This window comes from Catenuloplanes nepalensis (assembly GCF_030811575.1).
Classification (GTDB): Bacteria; Actinomycetota; Actinomycetes; order Mycobacteriales; family Micromonosporaceae; genus Catenuloplanes; species Catenuloplanes nepalensis.
In genome coordinates, this window is sequence record NZ_JAUSRA010000001.1 from 5469125 (window position 1) to 5489455 (window position 20331).

The window sequence follows — 20331 nt, forward strand, 5'->3', positions numbered from 1 at the left end:
CCGCAAACCCCCACAACCCGGGGCCTCGCCCCATCCACCGCGCACCCCGAGCGCCCCACGAGCCAGCCACCACGCAACCCGAACCCCCACACCAGCCCCAGCGAGCCGCCGTACCCGAAGGCCCGCACCGGTGACCACGCGACCCCCGCCACCGCGCAAGCCCGGCACTCCACCAGCCGGCCACCGCGCCAGCCGGGCGCTGCGCAAGCCGGGCGCTGCGCAAGCCGGGCGCTGCGCAAGCCGGGCGCTGCGCAAGCCGGCCACCGCGCCAGCCGGGCGCTGCGCAAGCCGGGCGCTGCGCAAGCCGGCCACCGCGCCAGCCGGGCGCTGCGCAAGCCGGGCGCTGCGCAAGCCGGGCGCTGCGCAAGCCGGCCACCGCGCCAGCCGGGCGCTGCGCAAGCCGGGCGCTGCGCAAGCCGGGCGCTGCGCAAGCCGGCCACCGCGCCAGCCGGGCGCTGCGCAAGCCGGGCGCTGCGCAAGCCGGCCACCGCGCAAGCCGGGCGCTGCGCCAGCCGGGCGCTGCGCAAGCCGGGCGCTGCGCAAGCCGGCCACCGCGCCAGCCGGCCACCGCGCCAGCCGGGCGCTGCGCAAGCCGGCCACCGCGCCAGCCGGCCACCGCGCCAGCCGGGCGCTGCGCAAGCCGGGCGCTGCGCAAGCCGGCCACCGCGCCAGCCGGGCGCTGCGCAAGCCGGGCGCTGCGCAAGCCGGCCACCGCGCCAGCCGGGCGCTGCGCAAGCCGGCCACCGCGCCAGCCGGGCGCTGCGCAAGCCGGGCGCTGCGCAAGCCGGCCACCGCGCCAGCCGGGCGCTGCGCCAGCCGGGCGCTGCGCCAGCCGGCCACCGCGCCAGCCGGGCGCTGCGCCAGCCGGGCGCTGCGCCAGCCGGGCGCTGCGCCAGCCGGGCGCTGCGCCAGCCGGGCGCTGCGCCAGCCGGGCGCTGCGCGCCCGAAATTTCGCCATATTTTGTCGTGCCCGCGTGGCAGATCTCGGTGGACGGGCTCCCCACCAGCCCTGAGTGATCAATCAGTGGAGCAAAAGATAGGTCAACTAGCGAAGTTGACCTATCTTTTGCTCCACTGATTGATCACTCAGGCGCCGGTATCGACCCACTGAGCGCGCGACGCAGGTGATGAGCATGCCGGTCGTTTTCTACGGAGTTTCCGAGCGCGAGGATGCCTACCGGTTCTACAAGGAGGAGCGTGCCGGGTCCGGCTCGGGCCTGCGGGCTCTGGTGAGAGCGTCGGCCGGGCCGGGCCGGGCCGGGCCGGGCCGGGCCGGGCCGGGCCGGGCGGGGCGGGGCCGGGCTGGGCTGGGCGGGGCGGGGCTCGGGTGGTGAGTGGGCTGGGACCTGCAGGGAGGCCGCCTGCGGCCGACCGGTACCCACGCCACTCAGCCTAAGTTGGCCATAGTCTTTGACCTGCGCGTTCGCACACCACGTGCCCGCCTTCGACTGTCCGCCGCCGGATGCGGCGGACAGGATTTCCGCAGGCCGGCGCGCTGCTGCCGGGCCGGCCTCGGGTCAAGATCAACTTAGGCTGAGTGGCATTGGGCACCGGTCGGCCGCGGGCGGCCTTCCTGCACGATCCGTGGGCGCAAGGACGAACCTCGTCCACTGCTGGCACCCCCCTACGCCGGACCGCCGGCGGGCCGCACGCGCTGATCCACGTCATCCCGTCGGCCCGGCGAGACCGGCGCCGCGGCGGTCTCCCGGCGGAGGGTGGGCAGCACCTCGCCGCCGAGCAGTTCCAGCTGGTCCAGCACGGTGCCGAGGGGCAGGCCCGCCGGGTCGATGTGGAACAGCTGCCGCGCGTAGTCACCGACGTGCTCGCGGGCGCTCAGCGTCCGGTCGATGACCTGCTGCGGGCTGCCGACCACCAGCTGCGTGGACGCCTGGAAGTCCGCGAGCGACAGGCTCCGGCCGTAGAGCGGCGAGCGGTCGAAGTAGGGCTGGAACTCCCGGACCGCGTCCTGCGAGTGGGGCCGCACGAACACCTGGCCGCCCAGTCCGACGCGCGCCGGGCCGGCGTGGCCGTGCTCGGCGAACCGCTGCCGGAACCGGTTCACCAGCCGGGCCGCGTGCGCCCAGGGCAGGAACGCGTGGTTGGTGAACAGCCCGTCGCCGTACGCCGCCGCCAGCTCCACCGTCTCCAGGCTGCTCGTGCACGCGTGCCAGACGAACGGCGGCACCCCGTCCAGCGGGCGTGGTACCGCGGTGAAGCCGCGCAGCGGGCTGCGGAACTCGCCCTCCCAGTCGACCTCCTCCTCGCGCCAGAGCCGGCGCAGCAGCGCGTACCGCTCGGCGGCGAGCGCCAGGCCGGTGCGCGACTCCTGGCCGAACCACTCGTACACCGGGCGGCTGTTCCCGCGGCCGAGGACCACGTCGAGCCGGCCACCGGCCAGATGCTGGAGCGTGGCGTAGTCCTCGGCCAGCCGCACCGGGTCACCGGTGGTGATCAGCGTGGTCGCGGTGGACAGCGTGATCCGCTCGGTGCGCGCGGCCAGGTGACCGAGCAGCACGGCCGGCGCCGAGGTGACGTAGGGCGGCTCGTGGTGCTCGCCGAGCGCGAAGACGTCGAAGCCCGCCTCCTCGGCCGTGACCGCGATGCGGGCGATCGCCCGCAGCCGGTCCTGTTCGGACGGTCGCCGGCCGGTGCCCGGATCGGTCGCGACGTCGCCGAGGCTCAGCACACCGAACTCGGCCGGCGTCACTCGCATCGCATGATCGCCTGTGCGATCTCGGTCAGGCCGTCGTTCCAGAACTGGTCCTCCGTGTTCGCGGACAGGCGTTGCGCCTCGGCGCCGAGCGCGCGGACCCATGCGCCCGGGTCGGCGGCCTCGTTGTCCCGGCGGAACCAGGGCGTCAGCGCGGCGATCTCACCGGCCGCGCGCTTGAGCGCGTTGCCGGGGTCGGTCTCCCGCAGCTGCCGCAGCGTGTCCATCGCCTCCACCACGGCCTGCGCCTGGCCGTACCCGGCGGTCAGCGCGATCAGGTCGGCCTTCGGCACCTTGCCGATCAGCCCGAGGATCTTGGACATGCTCCCCGGGCCGCGCGGCTCCGCCATCACGGCCATCACGTCCGCCGAGATCTCCTCGTTCGCCGCCAGCTTCAGCGCGGTGAGGCTGGACTGCGTGAGACCGGCGGCCTCGAGCGCGGCGACCTCCGGCTCGCTCGCCGTCGTGGTCCTGGTCACCCGGCCCGGCAGGTCGTCGATCGCGCCCAGGAAGCCGGTCAGCACCTCCATCGAGGCCGGACTGGTGAGTGCCGCCCGGTGCTCGAAGAAGAACTGGGACCGCAGGCTCGGCTCCATCGTCAGCCACTGGCTGAGCTGCGGTGCGGCCGTCGTGCCGGTCTGCGGCGTGTCCGCCGAGTCGACCGTGCGCAGGCCGGCCGGCGTCAACGTGGTGCCGAGCGATTTCTCGTCCTTGCCGCGTGGCGGCCGGAACCGCCAGTCCAGGTCCGCGATCCCGGACTGGGTGACCCGGACCATCCGGACGTTGTACGTGTCCACCACCCGCGTCAGATCCGGGTTCAGCGCGGCGTTGGTCACCACGATCGGCTTCTGCTTCTGCGTGACCAGCTGGACCAGCAGCCCGGCGAGCTGCCCGACCGCCCCGGTCGACAGCGGCTTGCCGGACGGGCTGTTCACGGTGATCAGCGGCGCCCCGGTCTGCCCCGCCGCGCTGATCACCGGGTCGCGCCAGGTGGCGGAGAACGCCGGGCCGATCTCGTAGACGGCCGACCGGGTCTCGGCCTCGACCTTGCGCACGCCGCCCAGCAGCCGCGGCGGGTACTGCTGGGCGCTGGACGGGCGGGTCGACAGCAGGTCCTGGATCTGCTGGTCCAGGCCGCTCGCGGCGTCCAGCGGCAGCAGCCTCAGGTCCTCCGGCGCGGCCGGCAGCGTGGCCTCCGTACCGGAGGTGAGATCGAGCGGAACCGGCCCGATCGGGCCGTGGTCGACGACGAAGACCCGGTCGTCGGCGATCAGCAGCGCCTGGCGGCCGGCCGGCATCACCCGCAGCCGCTGCGCCAGGTCGATGTTGCCGTCCAGCGAGATCGCCTTCCGGCCGAGCTCGGCCTCGATCCGCGCCACGTCCTCCGCGCCGAGCGGCTCGGCGCCGTCGAAGAGCCGCATCGTGTCCGCGTAGACCGACGCGACCACCGCGGCCGGTGGGCCGAACGTCGCGGTCGTACCGTGGTATCGCAGCTGCTGGAAGACCGTGCTGAGGGTGGCCGGCACGCCGCCCTGCCCGGCGGTCCGGGTGACCAGGTCGACCAGCTCCGGACGGCCGAGGAACTCGGACCCGCGCTGGTTCTCCGGCAGCACCAGGAACGAGTCGGCGCTCTGCCCGACGCCGGCGAGAACGCCGTCGTGCAGTGGCCAGACCCGGTTCGGATCCCGGCCGCCGATCTCCGGGTTGAACGTCCGGACCGGCACCTGCAGCACCCCGGCGATCGCGCTCAGCTCGTCGAATCCGAGCGTCTTGGCCAGGTCGCCGGGCGGGACGTAGACCACCGTGTCCGCGCCGAGGTCGAACTGGAGGTAGCGGAGGACCGTGCTCTGCGACGGGCCCTTCTTCAGCACCGCGTCCAGTGAGGCGGCGTCGTCACCGGCGTGGATCAGCAGTTGCTTGTACCCGGGCAGCTCTCCCGGCGTCTTCCCCTGCCGGGGATACAGCGTCTCCATCCGGGCCGGGGAGCTGACGTCCTTGGTCATCGTCGGATTCAGGAAGGTGATGCCATGACCGATGCCGATCCGGCCGTCGCCGCAGAGCGAGGCACGGGCCGAATTCGGGTCCAGCAGATCTATCGACACAACGAACTCCCGGGAAGGTTCAGCAACCGATGGTGTTCTTGATCCGATCGGTGACGTCGAGTGCGGCGTGCGGGGCGTGCTGCCGGAGCACCTCGCCCAGGACGTCGCCCTGCAGCACCCATTCGGCGCGGCGCAGCGGCGGCAGGTCGCACAGCAGGCTGCCGATGATCTTGTCGAGCAGCCCGTTCAGCGCGTTCCGGTCGATACCGAGGCGGTCGCCTTCGACGTGGGCGGCGATGGCCACGAACACCATCGCGGTCGCCCAGTCCTGCGGGGTACGCGCGACGCCGACCGCGAGCGCGGCCGCCTCGCCCGGCGTCAGCCCTCGTCCGCCGTTCGCGTCCGGCTGGTAGAGGGCCCGGATCAGGAGCCAGTCCCAGCTGGTCCGATCCGCCCCCTCCTGCGACGCGCGCTGCAGGTAGTTGCGCAGCGTGGAGGCCCCGATCGGCCCGGTGAGCGGCGGGTGCACCTCAAGGCTTCTCGTCTCCATCGGGTGCCGCACCTGCGCGGCGGGTGGCGTGACGGGCTGCGCGGCCGACCAGGTCAGCAACACGTGGATCGCCGCGAGGTGCCGGGTCGGCTCGTCCATCGGCGTGGGCACCGTGAAGTCCGGCGTGGAGCGCGCCTCGCTGCTCTTCGGCACGAGCTTCCCGGGCAGTCCGTCACCCCAGCGCCGCAGCGTACCCAGGAGGTCCCCGTCCGCGAACCCGGTCAGGCCGGCCAGCACGTCGCGCATGGCCTCGGTCCGCAGCTGGGCGCCGTACCGGTCGGCGACCTCGAGCTTGGCCTGCAGCGTCTCGGCCCGGAGCAGCGCGGCGATCGGCTCCGGCAGCGCCTGGCCCGGCACCGGCGCGTTCAGCTTGTGCGAGGTGGTGAACACCTCGGAGGTCAGTTTCGCGGCGAACTGCTTCCGCGTCCCGGACACGGACGGGCCGGTCACCTGCCAGGCCCAGTCCAGCGTCAGGCCGCCGCCCGAGGCGCTGCCCGGCCCGCTTCGGTCGATCACGGTCACGTCCAGCGAGGACAGCGTCTTCAGCAGTTCCGGGGAGCTGGACAGGGCCAGCACCTCCGGTCTCCGGCCGACGACGTCGTCCGCCGACAGGACCGACGACCGGGACGCCGCGTCGAACGCGGCGAACGACCGCACCGCCCGCGCCACCGTGGTCAGATCCCGCCAGACCCTGTCGAACGCCCGGTTCCGCGGGATGTCCGCGTACCCCTGACGATCCGGCCCGGTGGAGCCGCGGTCCGCGGGCCGCTTGTCCGACGCGGAGATGCCGACCACCAGGACGCGCGTGCCGGTCCCGGCCGCCGCGGCCTCCCGGGCGGCCGTCTCCGCCAGCGCCCGCTCCTTGGCGTCCGCCGTGTTCCACCAGCTCTCGACCGCGTAGAAACCGGTGTGCAGGTGCTGCATCACCGGAACCACGCCGTCCGGCAGCGGCTCCTCGACGTGGGCGGCGTCGAGGACGACCGGGGTGAGCGTGGCGCCGAGCAGCGGTCCGGCCCGCCCGGGGCCGACCACCCGCCACCCACCACCGAACAGGGTGAGCCGGCTGCCGGACACGGTGTCGTGCGCCAGCAACGTCGCCCCGTGCCCGTGCACGATGCCGGCCAGGTCGCCGGGTGCCGTGCCGTCCGGAAGCGGATCGCGGCGCACCGCGGCCGCGGTGACGACCATCGGCTTCGGCCGTGCCTGCGCGCCCCTGCCCGCACCGGTCAGCACCTGCAGCGTCGCGTCGAGCTGCCGCAGGAGTTCCGGGCCCGGCGTCCGGCCGGCCGGCGTGTCCAGGAAGACGACCGGAAAGGCCGCCGTCGCCGCGGCCGTCTTGAGCTGTCGATACAGCTCCGGCGCACCCGGTTCGGCGTTGCGGGCGCCGATCCGGAGCACCATGCCGTCCGCCTCCACGCCGTCGGGCAGGTGCGGCACGTCGAGCCGCGGCGCCGCCGGCACGGCTCCCCCCGTCAACCGCTGCAACTCGGCGAACGTGACCACCGGCGTGGTCCCGCGTGACTGCTGGTCCGCCTCGATCTGGAAGAGGTAGCGGGCCGCGATGAGGGTCGGCAGGTCGTGGCCGGTGACGGTGTCGGCGTCGCTCATCACCACGGGCGTCGTGGTGCCGAGCGCGGAGCGCCGCACGGTGCGGTCCGACCAGACCTTCGCGAAGGCGGTGTTCATGAGCACCCGCTCCGCATCCGGGTACTCGTCGTCGACCCGGAACCGGTGGAACAGTTCCTGCGCCAGGATGTTGCGGATCACCCTGGCGGGCTGGTCCAGCAGGTCGGCCGGCCAGGCCGTGGGGGTGGCCGCGACCGTGCCGCCCAGCGTGTGCGGCACCTGGACGGTGAGGTGATCACCCTCGTCCGCGTCCTCCGGCAGGATGTCCAGGACGAAGTGCGCCTGGTCCCCGCTCGGGTACCGGAACCGGTGGTTGAGCTGCCGGACCGCGTCCCGGGCGTGCCGCGCGAGTCGCGCCGTCTCCGGCGCGGAGACCGGCCCCATCGGCTCCAGCTTGATCCGCAGGAAACGCATCGAGACGAACCGCCCCGGCGCGGCCTCGACGCGCACGGTGGACCGGTAGAGCCGGGTCGGCCGGGTGTCGAACAGCGCGGGGATCCCCTCCGCCTCGCCCGGCGGCCGCGGTGCCACGCCGGGCTGGATGACCTGCGGCCACTCCTCCTTCGGCACCGGCGTGAGGCCCGGCCGCACCGCGTCGGCGACCGGGCCCAGGCGGCGCAGCGGCGCGGTGCCCAGCGGGAAGCTCGCCCAGGCGACCTCGTGCGCCATGTCGAAGCTGCTGCGGGCCGGGTCGAGGTACTCGCCGCTCGGCCCGGTGCCGTTCGACGGCCCGAGCGCACGCGGGACCGACAGGTCGGTCAGGATCAGCCGGAACGTCTCGCTGTCCGGCGCGCCGTCCGGGACCACCGTCGAGCCGGTCCACAGCTCGCCGGTGAGGGCCTTCGGGTCCAGGCCCGTCCCGAGCCGCCGCACCGCGCGGGCGACGGCCTCGTCGAAGGCCGGGCGCAGCGTGTTCTGGGCCCAGCCGGCTCCCCGCGGCGGGACGGAGACGGAGATCGTCGGCAGTGTCAGGCCGAGATCCTTGCGCACCACCGCCGACGTGGCGAACTGGTCGAAGGTCTCGACCGTGAGCTGCTCGCCGTGATCCACCCCGGTGACGTCGATCTCGACGATGTGCTGGTCGATCAGCCAGTCGGCCGGCTCGCCCAGCGGCGGCGCGGCGACGTTCTCCACCTCGATCACGGGTGTACGGGTGCCGTCGCCGACCTCCAGCGGGGTGTACTGCCCGTCGAACGAGATCCGTTCGAACAGCTCCTTGGCCCGGTTGCCGTACCGCAGCTGCAGATGGCTCCTGGTGTTGGCGATCAGGCTGGTCGAAAGGTAGCGGAAGACGGCCTCCGCCCGCTGCGTTCCGGACCCGTCCACCGGTGCCCCGTCCCGGCCGAGCTGGTCCACGTCCGGGATGCGGATGTGGACCACCGGGCCGGGCCGGCCCGCCGCCGACGACCAGGCCGCGGCGCGCCCGATCTGGCGCGGCAGTTCGCGCATCGTCTCCCAGGTGGCGGCGTCGTTGTCCGCGATCTTGGGCGCGAAGGACCGGGAGCCCTGCCGGCTGACGATCTCCACCGGGAAGCGCGAGTTCTCCAGCGCCTGCGGCCGGAGCGTGCCCGGCTGCGGGCCTCTCGGCAGCGGCTGGTTCCCGGACCACCAGACCGCCACGCCCCATTCGCGCGCGCCGGCCACCGGCTGGGTGATCAGGCCGAGCGAGATCGCGCTCACCTGCGCGCCGGCGCCGGCCGGCAGCAGCTTGCGGATGAGCAGCTGCCGGAGCGCGGCGGCGAGCTGGTCGGCGTACCCCTGGCCGGCCGGTTCCAGCCCGGGGGCCGGCTGCCCGCCGACCGCGTAGACCGCGACGGAGAGCTGGGCCTGCTGTCCCGCCCGGGGCCGCGCGGCGGACTCCGCCCGCGCGAGGTCGTTCACCAGCGTCTGGAGCTGCGTCAGCATCCGCGGGGTGACCACCGTGTCGCCGTGCTCGCCCTCCGCGATCGTCAGCTTCAGGTGCGTCGGGTCGCCGGTGCCGGCCTCCCACCCGGCCCGGTCCGCGGTGCCCTCGGCCGGCGGTGCCGTGGTGCTCCGCCCCAGCCACTGCCACCAGACGTCCGCACCGGCGGCCGGCGCGAACGAGCCGGTGAGTCCATGCCGGTCCCGCAGCCAGTCGGTGATCTGCCGGCCCGCTCCGTCGTCCGGAACAGCCGGCGGCCCCTCGGCCTCCGGCGCCCGGTACCCGGTGAACGACGAGGACGGCGCGGGCACGGTCAGCGCGGTGGCGGGCGTGGCCGCGCCCGGCGGCATCGTGACGCGCAGCGTGAACCCGGCCGTCGCCCCCGGCCCGGCCGTGCGAGCCAGGTCGGCCGCCGGTCCGTCCACCACGGACACCGATGTGGTCGGCGACAGGTGCGGCTGCGCGCTCCGGACCGACGACTCGAACCCGGCGCGGATCAGCGCGCCCGCCTGCCGGAGCTGCTCCGGCGTCGCCGACCCGGGCCGGGCCGGGAACATCACGATGTCGACCCGCACGGCGCCCGGGCCGCCGCCCGCCTCGAACAGCGGGCCGGTGCCGGTGGCGACCGCGTCCGCCAGCTGCCGCAGCATCGGCGTGAGGCGGGCGGGCAGCTCGCTCGCGGTCAGCTCGGTACCGGTCAGCGGCGTCGCGACGGACAGCGAGTCCTGCGGTCCGGCCACCCGGCGCACTGGTCTCGCCGGTGCGCCGGCCACGTCCGTGCGGACGGTCAGCCGGGCCTGGTCCCCCGACCCGGCGCGCACCTCGGGCATCAGCTGCCCGACCGTGATCGGCAGCGCCTGGCCGCCCGGGTCCATCGCGGACGGACCGGCCAGCTCGGCCAGCGCGGGAATCAGCAGACCGTCCACGATCGCCGCCCGGGCCTCGCGGAACGTGCCGGCGTCCCCGCCGGGGAGAGTCACCACCGGCCGCGGCAACGGCTCGTTGGCGAACAGCCGCTGGTAGGCGAGCTGGATCAGGCTGGTGGCGAAGTCGCGCACCTGATCCGTGAGCGCGGCGTCCGGGCCGCCGGTCAGCGGCGGCAGCGTCACCTCGGGGCCGGCCAGCAGGCCCTCCCACCCGGCGATCTCCGGGACGAGGTCGTCGACGTGCCGGCTCAGCTCGACGAGGGCCAGACGGTCGCCGTCGGGGAACAGCTCGGTGTCGTACAGGAAGTCGAGGACGGCGCCCATCCGTTCGTCGGCGCGCGGCATGCCCGCGGCGAGCCCCAGCTGCTGGTAGACGACGAGGGCCCGATGCCCGAGCGCCGTCTGCCCGGCCGGCGGCGCCTGCACGAACTCGCGGGCCAGCGCGCGGAGGTGGTGGAGCCAGCCGACGTCCCGCGGGCCGAGCACCGGCTGGTCGGGCACGACCGAGCCGGCGCGGAGCACGTCGGCCGCGCCCGGCGGCGGCGTCCAGCCGGGCCGGCGCGACGCGTGCAGCACCGCGCCGGCCGCCTGCGACACCGCGCGGTGCAGCGCGGAGGTGGACAGCCGGTCCCAGACCCGCAGCACGAACCCGCGCGGCTCGCCCGCCCCGGTGGCCGGCTCGTCGGTCAGCTCGGCCGCGGTGCCCGGCCGTACGTCCGCGGTCGCCTCGACACGCAGCGCGAACACGGTGGTGCCGTCCGGCGACTCCACCGTGAACGCGCGCCGGGTGGGCGGCGTCTCGGTGCCGGGCGACGTGCCGGGCGACGCCAGGCGCAGGCCGGTGTGCTCACCGACCAGGTCGGCCACGGTCGACGCCGCCTCGTCGAGCAGCTGGGTGACCTGCTCCGGCCCGGCCGGGCGCGGCTCGTCCAGCAGCCCGTCGCCGGGCCTCTCGGCGACGGTGAGCGGCGTCAGCGCCCGGGCGGCGGGCGGCGTGCGGTCCGCAGCCCGGGAGATCCACATGGCCCGGTTCAGCCGCAGCTCGACCGTGCCCTTCGGTCCCTTGAGGTAGCCCGTCAGGTCGTAGCGGAAGTGCTCCAGCGAGCCGACCCGCTCCGCGTTGCGCTCCCGGGTCTGCTTGGACGAGGCCGAGCCGGTGTGGTCCGTCTTGCCGGACCACACCGGCGAGGCGGACAGCCCGCCGAACGGCGTGTGCACGCTGAACGAGCCGTCGACGCCCTGGCTGACCGTCCCCTTCTCCTTCAGCGCGGACTTCTGCGCCACCTGCTGGTACCGGCGGCCCTTCATCGCGGCCGACCGGGTCGCGCCGTCCGCGTCCTGGTAGACCTCTTCGTGCCACAGGTCGACGCCGAGCGTGACGTCGGTGCCGGGCACCCGGTACTCGTGCTCCAGCAGCTGGATCATCGCGGTCACCAGCTTCGCCTCGGACAGGTGGAAGTGCTCCCGGCCGGCCGTCATCCCGCTGGCGCCCGGGCGCGGTGCCAGCCCGTCCTCGGCGTCGAGCGGGCGGCCCGGCGCGGACCTCTCGGCCTGCTCGATGAACGACTGGAAGGCCCTCGCCAGCGGCCCGAGCGTCCACGGGTAGAGCGTCTGGTTCGTCCTCAGCTCGTGGATCAGCTCCCGGTTCAGGTCCGGCCGTTCCGGGGCCGGCTGTGCCCACCGCGCCCGCGGTATCCCCTCGTTTCCGCGCAGCTCCGGTGGCGTACCGGCGTGGTGTGACCAGACGCCCGGACGCGCCTTCGGCGCGGTGATCGCAAGCGGGGCGAGCAGGCGCGCGTTGCCGTCGACCGACAGGCCGGACCGCTCCACGCCGTACGGCCCGTCCGCGGCCCGCCACAGATCGCGGGACAGCTCCTCGAACCCGGCCAGCCAGGAGATCGACGACCCGGTCAGCTGCAACAGCTTCTTCAGCGAGCGCAGCGGCTCGGGCAACTCCCGGAGCAGTTGGATCTGCACCTGCACGGTGATCGGGTGGTTGAACTCGTGCGACTGCTTCGGCTGCGCGCGGAAGATGTCCTTCGTGGACCGGTCCGCCGACAGTTCGCCGGCGAGGTTGGTGGCGCGGGTGACGCCCAGCCCCTGGCCGAGCCCCGACCCGTCCAGCACGGAGAACGGCAGGATGCTGGCCGACTCGCTGATCGATCCGGTGATGCCGCCGCCGTAGCTGAGCTTCCAGCCGGACGTGATGGTGTTCGAGCCGGTGGCCTGCCGGCGCATGGTCAGCGCGATCCCGTCCCGGGCCAGGTCCGTGGTCGCCTGCTCGTCGGTCCGCCCGTTGATCGAGATGAGCAGGTAGGAGGTGCCGCTGCGCAGCGGCGACCGCACCGGGTACCACCGGACGATCCCGCCCGGCAGCATCGGGTACTGGTTGGTCACCTTGTCCGGCGCGAAGCTGGCGTCCAGCGCGGCGCGCAGCAGGTCGTCGAGCTGTAGTCCCATGCCCTCCACGCCGCCGACGATGCCGTCCAGCAGGTCGGGCACGGACAGCCACTCCGCGAACAGCGCGTCCCGGAGGCTGGGGTCGATCAGCTCGCGCGGCGCCTGGGTCGCGGCCCGGCGCCGCTCCCACATGCGCACCATGAACGCGTTGAACAGGTCCACGCCGATGATCCGGTCGAAGTGGCGCAGCTCCGGCGCCATTCTGGCGCCCGGGAAGACGGGGGCGAACGGGGAGACCTGCCGGAAGTCCTGGATCGGCGGTGGCGGCTCCGCCGACTCGAGCGCCTCGACGACCCAGGTACCCAGGTGCGGGACGAAGCTCAGCAGGTCCAGCAGCTTGCTGTCCGGGACGAGCAGGTTCAGCAGGCCGCTGCCCGCGAAGACCGTCGTGCGCCCGGTCGTGGAGAACGTCAGCGCGACGGAGAAGTTCGCCTGGTACTGGGCACTGTCCGGGTACGTGGCCCGGCCGATGCTCTGCGTGCCGTACGACTCGGCGTCGCCCCAGTCGTACGCACCGCCGACGTTCCCGCTCGGCACCACCCCGAGCGCCCCGGCGTGCACCGGCACCTGGGCCTTGCCCCCGAGGCTCAGCGCGGTGGTGGCGTGCCGCTGTGCCCCGGTCTCCGTCCGCCGGTAGTGCTCGGTCTCCGCGGTGCCCGGCATCGGCCGCAGCCCGGTCACCCGCACCTTCGTCACCACGCTCGCCACGGTCCCGTCGGGCAGCGTCACCTGCGTGCGGTGCCCGCGCGGGCCGGTCAGCTCGTCGAAGTACTGCCCCCAGGTGTCCGGCGCGGCCAGGTCGAACAGCTCGGCCGGCCACCTCATCGCGTCCTCGAGCGTGGCGGCCGGGAACCCGAGCCCCTCGGCGGCGTGCCGGATCAGCTCCGGCATGGACGCGAACTTCGCCACGATGCCGTCGGTTCCGGCCGAGGCGAACGGCAGGTGGTTCTGGGACTCCCACGCCCGGTGGGTGACCGGCCGCAGCTGCGATCCCTGCTGCACCTCGCTGGGGGTCAGCGTGCGAAGCATCCCGTCCGGCGTGCGCGGCACGTACTCCATCGGCACGACGATCCGCGCGGCCGTGCCGTTGTTCGCGAAGTCCAGCGTCCACGCCAGGAACTTGCCGTCCTTCGGCCGGAGCACGGCGATCAGATATTCGGCGCCGTACTGCTGGTCGAGCACGTCGCCGTCGGTCTCGGTCCGGCGGTACTGCTGCTGCCCGTAGCTGAGCTTGTCGCCGGCGGACGAGGAGTACCCGGCGCTCAACGCGAAGCGCAGACCGGCCGCGAACGGCAGGGAGATCCCGGCGAAGCCCGGCACGTCGGCGGAGAACGACGTCGCCAGCGACCCCGAGGTGCCCTGCGCGCCGACGCTGCGCGAGTTGACGGTCAGCTGGTATTGCTCGGTGCCGGTGTGGTCGCCCCTCCGGGTCAGCACCAGGACGCGGTAATCGACGGTCCGGATGTCGTCGGCCTTCGCACGCACGGACACGTCGAACAGCCGGCCCACCTGGATCCGGCCGTCGTCCGCCTCCATCGCGTTCTTGCCGGCGCGCTGCACCACCCGGCGCCGTGCCTCCGGGCCCAGCTCCACCTCCCCGGCCGGCATCGGGATCTTGCCCCAGTCGAGCACTCCGTCGCCCTGGACCGCCGTGGAGATGACCGTGTCGAACGCGCCGAGCACCCGGGACAGCGACGACCCGACCTTCTCCCCGCCGATCAGCACCAGTGCCTGGAGGTGCTCACCGCCACGCCGCATCACCATGGACGCGGACTCGCCCGGCTTCGGCTGCGGCGCGCCCAGCCGGTACGGCGCGGCCCCGAAGATCTCCAGGAACATCCCCTCGGGGGTACGGGACCGCTGGCTCCACGACCGGCTCGGTAGCGCTTCGCCGAACTCGACGACCATCTTCGGCGGGTACGGGTGCCGGTCCGCCGCCGGGTCACGGACCGGGGGCCACGGCGCCCGCTCGTCGCCGGGACGCCAGAACACCACGTCGCCCGTCGTGGTCGTGGGCACGGTGTCGTCCGGCGCCGGAACCGGCAGCAGCCCGTCGGCCACCCGGTAGTCGGGACGCGTGACCGGCGGCGGCAGCGTCGCCCGGGCCGGCGCGGTGCCCGCGGCGCCCAGCTCGGGTGAGAACACCCGGCCGAAGATCTCCCGCTCGAACGCGGCCGCGTCCTTGAGGATCACCGAACGCTCCGCGACCACGGTCACGGTCACCGGCGCCACCGTGGCGCCGGACCGGGTCATCAGCGTCAGCTCGATCGACACCCGGTACCGCGCGTGCGGGCCGCGCTGCATGATCACCGTGTGGTTCTGCCCGGTCGCGGTCACCCCGAGCGCGCTGGTTCGGTTGTAGCCTCCGCCGATGCCGAGGCCGGCCGAGGCGATCGGCCACGGCAGGCCCGGCAGCCCCCACGCCTTACTGATCTTGAAGCCGGCCGGGTGGCTCGCGTTGAGCCCGTGAATGGCGGCCACGCCGCGGTCCGCCCGCGTGGTGATCCCGTCGGTGATGTCCACCATCTCGATGCCGACCTGGGTGGGACGCAGCACCAGGTACCCGTTGAACGACGCGGTGCCCGACCGCGCCTGGATCCGGTCGGTCTGCTCGCCGTCGTCGAAGAGCACCTGGTCGCGCATCCGCAGCGTCCGCTCGTTCAGCAGCTGATCGACGCCCTGGCGCAGCACGTCGGCCGCGATCGGAGCCGTCAGGCTCTTGCGCAGCTCACGCAGCCACCGGCTGATCAGCGGCACCGGGTTGATCGCGTTGAGCACCACCCGCGAGGAGACCGGGCGCGGCTCGGCACCGGTGTCCGGCAGCACCGTCGAGACCGTGGCGTCCGCGGGCCGCGGACTCGCCGTGGAGAGGATCTCCGGCCAGCCGGTCGTCATCGTGGTGTCGGACGGGACCGTGGTCCACGGCTGCCCGTCCTCGCTGCCGTCGATGTAGATCTCGAACGCGATGCCGGCCGAGAAGTACGACAGCTTCGGCACGAAGAGCCGGTGCCCGCCGAACACCACCGCGGTCGACGAGGAGCCGAGCCCGGAGGCGCTCTGGATCGACAGCTGCGGGATGAACGGGTTGATGAAGTCGAGCGGGCCGGCGGCGTCCATGCCGAGGTTCCACGAGCCGCCGGGCGCGACCGAGTCCGCGGTGCTGGTGGTCGTGCCGGAGAACCCGACGCCGTACCGGCGGGTGTCGGACGGTTTGTAATCGATCTTCGTTGGCGAGGACAGCACCGGCCGGATCCAGATCGCCCGGCCACCGGCCACGACGACCCGGCCGGTGAAGAGCGCCCGCTCCCACTTCTCCCGCGCCGCCTCGCCGACCGGGTCGGTCCCGGCCTCGGCGGCCCGGAACAGGTCGGCCAGCTCCGCCCGGACCGCCTGCCGGATCTCACTCCGCGTCTCCGCGGCGAATCGCTGGGCGCCGGGCAGGTGCACGGGCGCCTCGCCGGGCGGAGCGGCGAGCACGTACTCGACGGCCGGATCCAGGTCACCGGCGAGTTCGGCCGGTGCGGGCAGCTCCGGCAGCCGGTCGAGGATCGCGTCCACCGTACGCTCCAGGTCCTCGTCGCTGACCTCCGGCGGCGCTACCACCTCCAGGTCACCGAGCGCGCCGTAGCCGAGGTAGACCGGCGGGGCCGGGTCCCGCGACGACGGCAGCTCCGGCACCGGCTCGGTCACCGGCCCGGGGCCGGTCTCCGCCGTCGCCAGCTCCGCCCGGGTGCGGGCCTGGATCAGCGCCAGCTGGGACCTCATCGGCAGGTGGGCCAGGCCCTTGCCGCCCCGGTCGAGCTGGTCCAGGATCCACCCGGGATCACCGGCGTGATCCAGGACCCAGGTGACGTTCCGTTGCGCCTCGCGGGTGAGCGACGAGCCCGCCAGGTGCTCGCGGATCAGCGCGGCGCGGCGCGGCGCACCGGCCTGGTGCGGCCACAGGCCGGCGGAGTCGATCAGCGGCAGCAGCTCGTCCACCGCGGCCGGATCGATCTCGCCGGACCGCATCCACTCGCCGAGTACGGCCAGCTCGTGCACCACGGCCACGTCGGAGAGCGCCAGCGTGGGGCCGCCCGCCGGGTCCCCGGTCAGCACGTCGGCACGCTGGGGCTCCTTGCCCTTCGCCGAGCCCGGCCGCGTCCGCAGCTGCGCGAACAGGCTGAGGAACGCCCGGCCGAGGAGCCAGGAGAGGCGCCCGGCCGCCTCGTCGCCGGCCTGGGCGAACTGCGCCAGCCGCTCGGACACGAGCACGGTCAGCGAGTCGTTCGGGCCGCGCTGCACCCGCAGCGCGTCGGAGCCCAGTGCGGCCTGGCCCGCGACCCGGATCGCCAGCGTGACCGTATCCGCCGCGCCGGCACCGAAGGCCGGACCGCTGAGGATGAAGGAGCTGCGGTCACCCGGCCCGGTGGACGTCGTGCCGGTCAGCTGCGAGACGGCGCGGCCGATCGCGTCCGGCATCACCGCCAGCAGCGCGTCGCGCGCCACCGTGTCGATGGACGGTGCCGCGGGATCACCGGCCCAGCCCTCCCTGACCGCGTCCGGTGCGCCATCGAAGACGGACCCGCCCGCGGGCCAGCGCCACGACGCCAGCGGGGCCGCGACCGGGACGGGCGGGTCGGCATCGAGGGCCGGCAGCGGCCCGCCGGTCACCGGCAGCCGGGACGCCAGATCGAGCGCGACCACACGACCGTCCGCGCCGACCGGCAGCGCGATCCGGGACGGCAGCGGAACGTCCTCGGAGAGCAGGAACGTCTCCGTCCGCCGGCCGCCGTCCGCAGCCGGCTCGATCACCTGGAACTCGTCCGCGGACACCCGATGCACCAGCACGGACCGGCCGGCGACGTCGACCGACACCGGCGTCACCGCGCCGGGCGGGATCGCCATGAGCGCCTGCGGCTCGACCGGCCGGGCATAGGTGACGCCGAGCACGTCCGCGGCCGGGGACCGCGTGCCGGTGGCGCCGGCGGCGGCCGCCGGGGGCCGGCCGGCCGAGTCGATCAGGCCGCCGAGCACGGTGGCGACCGGATCCGCGCCCTCGATCGGCGCGTCCATTCGCACGAACTCGGTCCACGGCACCGGGTCGGCGTCCACGTCCAGCAGCACGCCGCGCATGGCCGGCCCGGCGAGCCAGGACAGCGAGTCCGCGGTCACCTGCTGGACCGGGTTGCCGTCCGACCGGGGATTGACCAGCACCAGGTTGCCCTGCCGGTCAGCCAGCAGGGCACCGCGGAACGTCTCCTCCAGCCCGGTGCCGGTCCAGATCAGCAGTCCGGAGCCGGGGTCCGCGGCGAGGAGCGCCACCACCCGGGACGCGTCCAGCGGGACGGCGGGCGCGCCGATCCGGCTCTGCGCCTCGGCCGGTGCGGACGGCAGCACCTGCCGCTGGAGGTCCGTCCAGGGCCCCAGCGTGCCGGACGGGCCCCACCACAGCAGCCGCACCGCGAGTGCCATCCAGGTGCCGGCGCTGCGGGCCGCGCCCTGGGCCAGGTCCTGGCCGTCGACCTCGACCGGGATCTGCCACCGCGCCCGGATGTCGCTCAACGCCGCCAGCCAGTCCCGGACCCGGTCGACCGGCGAGCCGGTGCCGGCGGCGGCCCGCTCCACCGCCGCCGCGTAGGCCTCCCGGTCCGCGGCCAGATGCGGGGGCAGCACCCGGACGGCCACCGCCTCCGCATCGGTCGTCGCCTCGAGGTGGTCCGCCGTGACCGGCACCGCCATCGTGCCCTCGAGGCCGCGAGCGGTGGACGGCAGGCTCGGGCGGTCGACGTGGGCCTGGCTGTCCAGGTGTTTGACCAGTCGGCCGACCTGCGCGAGTTCGTCGCCGCCGGTCACCTCCCAGAGCGGGTGCAGCACGATCCGGTCGAGTTCGGCCGCCGGGCGGCGGATGAGCGCGCCCTTCAGCGACTGGGAGTTCGCGGCCTCGGGCGGCACGTGCACCCAGGCGGGCTTGGCGTCGGCGCGGGTGTTGAACCGGGAGGGCGCCGTACCCGCGCGGGCGGTCACGTACGCGGCCCAGTTGACGGGGCCGTCGACCGGGCCCTCGTGCCAGTACATTCCGATCGGGACATCCACCAGCCGCCCGTCCGGACACACCAGTTGGATTGTCAACCCTCGATCTGCCACGACGATTCCTCACGGGACGACTGCGATGCGGAGGCGACCCAACCATGCGAACGAGGACTTTCCGGCAGCATGAACATGAACGCAGCCGATCAACGTGGTTAAGAAGGGGTATATGATCGTTCACCACTCGCAAAACAGCCGGTGAAGGCCGGTCGAGCAATAAGCAAGTCCTAGAAAAAGGGGACGTACATGTCCCCCGACTCGGTCGAAGGCGGACGTTTTGCGTGACACGCATGAGACATCCGTCTATTCAACGTGGAGATTGCACCAGCGATCTGCCGAGGCCACGCGCGCAACACGACGACAATCGCGGCACCGGCGATTCACGCATTGCCGTTCGTCAAATCGACGCGGACCACGTCCCTGGCTCGCCCGGCGGAGCACATACTCGGTACGCCCACTCCGTACGCATGTCCATTCGCCACGGCCCGCTCGCGCCCCTGGAGCGCGGGCCCATGTACGGCTAGTCCGACACCCCGATCGAGCGCACCGACCGGCCCCGCGACGAGCTCGCGATCAAGCTGCACTCGCGATGACCACCGCCGGGCGTGGACGTCGGTCTTCACGTGCCAGGGCCGGCCCTCGGGGGGTGCTACTTCCCTTTCCCGATCGACAGGATCTCGGGCACGGCGTCGCGGCGTACGGCGTCGTAGAACGACTTCGCCTTCTCGGTGTCGGCGAGCACGACGCTTTCGGCGCCGACCTGGCCGGTTCCCTTCGTCGGGCTGGTGATGAACGTCAGGTTGTCCGATCGAAGATGGCGCATGTCGGCGGCCATGTCCGCGATCGACAACGTGTCGTCGACCGTGACCGCGTCGGCCGTGGCCCGCAGGAACGAGTTCACCTGCCCCGGGCTGGTGAGCATGCCTCCGGACACCGCCTTGTCCAGAATGGCCTTGATGACCTGTTGCTGGTGCTCGATTCGGGTGAAGTCCCCATCGGCGAACGCGTAGCGCTCGCGCGCGTAATCCAGGGCTGCGGCGCCGTCCATCGTCTGCCGGCCCTTGACGAACGTGCGCCGCCCGTCCGGGTTGAGCGAGTGCGTCGACGTGAAGCCCTCCGCCACGTCGATCTCCACGCCGCCCAGCGCGTCGACGATGTCCTTGAAACCGGCGAAGTCGATGAGCGCGACATGGTCGATGCGCACCTGGGTGAACTTCTCCACCGTCTGCACCATCAGCGGGATGCCGCCCCACGCGTACGCCGCATTGATCTTGGCATCCTGACCGCCCTGGCCGTCCTTGGTCTTCGGCACGCTCACCCAGGTGTCGCGCGGGATGGAGACCAGCTGGGCACTGGATCGGCCCTGCGTCAGGTGCGCCAGAATGATGGTGTCGCTGCGCGAGCCGGACGGATTGTCCGGATCCCGAGTGTCGCTGCCGAGAATCAGGATGTTCATCGCGTCCGCGATGGTCTTGACCGGCCGGTCGGCCTCGGGCACCTGGTCGAATGCCTCCACCCGTTCGATGTCACCCTCGACCGAGCGCAGGTAGAGGCCGCCGGCGCCGATGACTCCCACGCCCAGCAGGACCAGCACCAAAAGGACGATGAGGACGATTCGGCGGGCGCGGCGGCGCGGCGGCCCGCCGGGCACCGCCTCGGCGACCTGTATGTCGTCCGGTTCGGCGAGTTGCGATCGTTGCGCCATGCCGCGATGGTACTGACCGGCCGCTACGGCCCGCAGCTGCCCACCGGCCGACGCACAGCCGCCGGAATCTTGTCGCGCCACGGGCTCGGCGCGGGTCACCGGCGACGCCGCCGCACCACCCGTGGTGCGGGCCGGCAGTACGCTCCAGGAGCACCGGCGGGCCAGGGTCTCGGGTTCCTCCGCGCGCGACGACGGCGGGCCGTTCTCGCACGCCTCCGGCAGCGGCCCGGCGGCTGTGCCCCCACGCGTCGGCTCGGCGGGATCACGCCGTAGCGGATCGGCGGCGGTGGCGCCACCGGGTCCAGCCGGACCAGCGAAACGGCGCCGGCGTCCCGGCATC

The 20331-nt window shown here is 73.7% G+C and carries 4 protein-coding genes; all 4 read right to left on the bottom strand.

All coding sequences use genetic code 11. The annotated features are described in order from the left end of the window. Positions 1–1624: 1624 nt before the first annotated feature. Positions 1625–2713, bottom strand: coding sequence for a CE1758 family FMN-dependent luciferase-like monooxygenase (locus J2S43_RS23380; RefSeq protein ID WP_306832588.1), 1089 nt, complete (start codon positions 2711–2713; stop codon positions 1625–1627). Next, positions 2704–4812: a hypothetical protein gene (locus J2S43_RS23385; RefSeq protein WP_306832590.1), complete on the bottom strand. Its 2109-nt coding sequence runs from the start codon at positions 4810–4812 to the stop codon at positions 2704–2706. The genes J2S43_RS23380 and J2S43_RS23385 overlap by 10 nt, the downstream gene beginning before the upstream one ends. Positions 4813–4831: 19 nt before the next feature. Continuing rightward, positions 4832–18292 carry a hypothetical protein gene (locus J2S43_RS23390; protein ID WP_306832592.1) on the bottom strand — a complete coding sequence of 4487 codons (13461 nt, stop codon included), beginning with the start codon at positions 18290–18292 and terminating at the stop codon, positions 4832–4834. Between the two features lie 643 nt (positions 18293–18935). Beyond that, a complete protein-coding gene (locus tag J2S43_RS23395) occupies positions 18936–19991 on the bottom strand; it encodes an LCP family protein (RefSeq protein ID WP_442320070.1) in 1056 nt (351 codons plus the stop codon). Positions 19992–20331 lie beyond the last annotated feature (340 nt).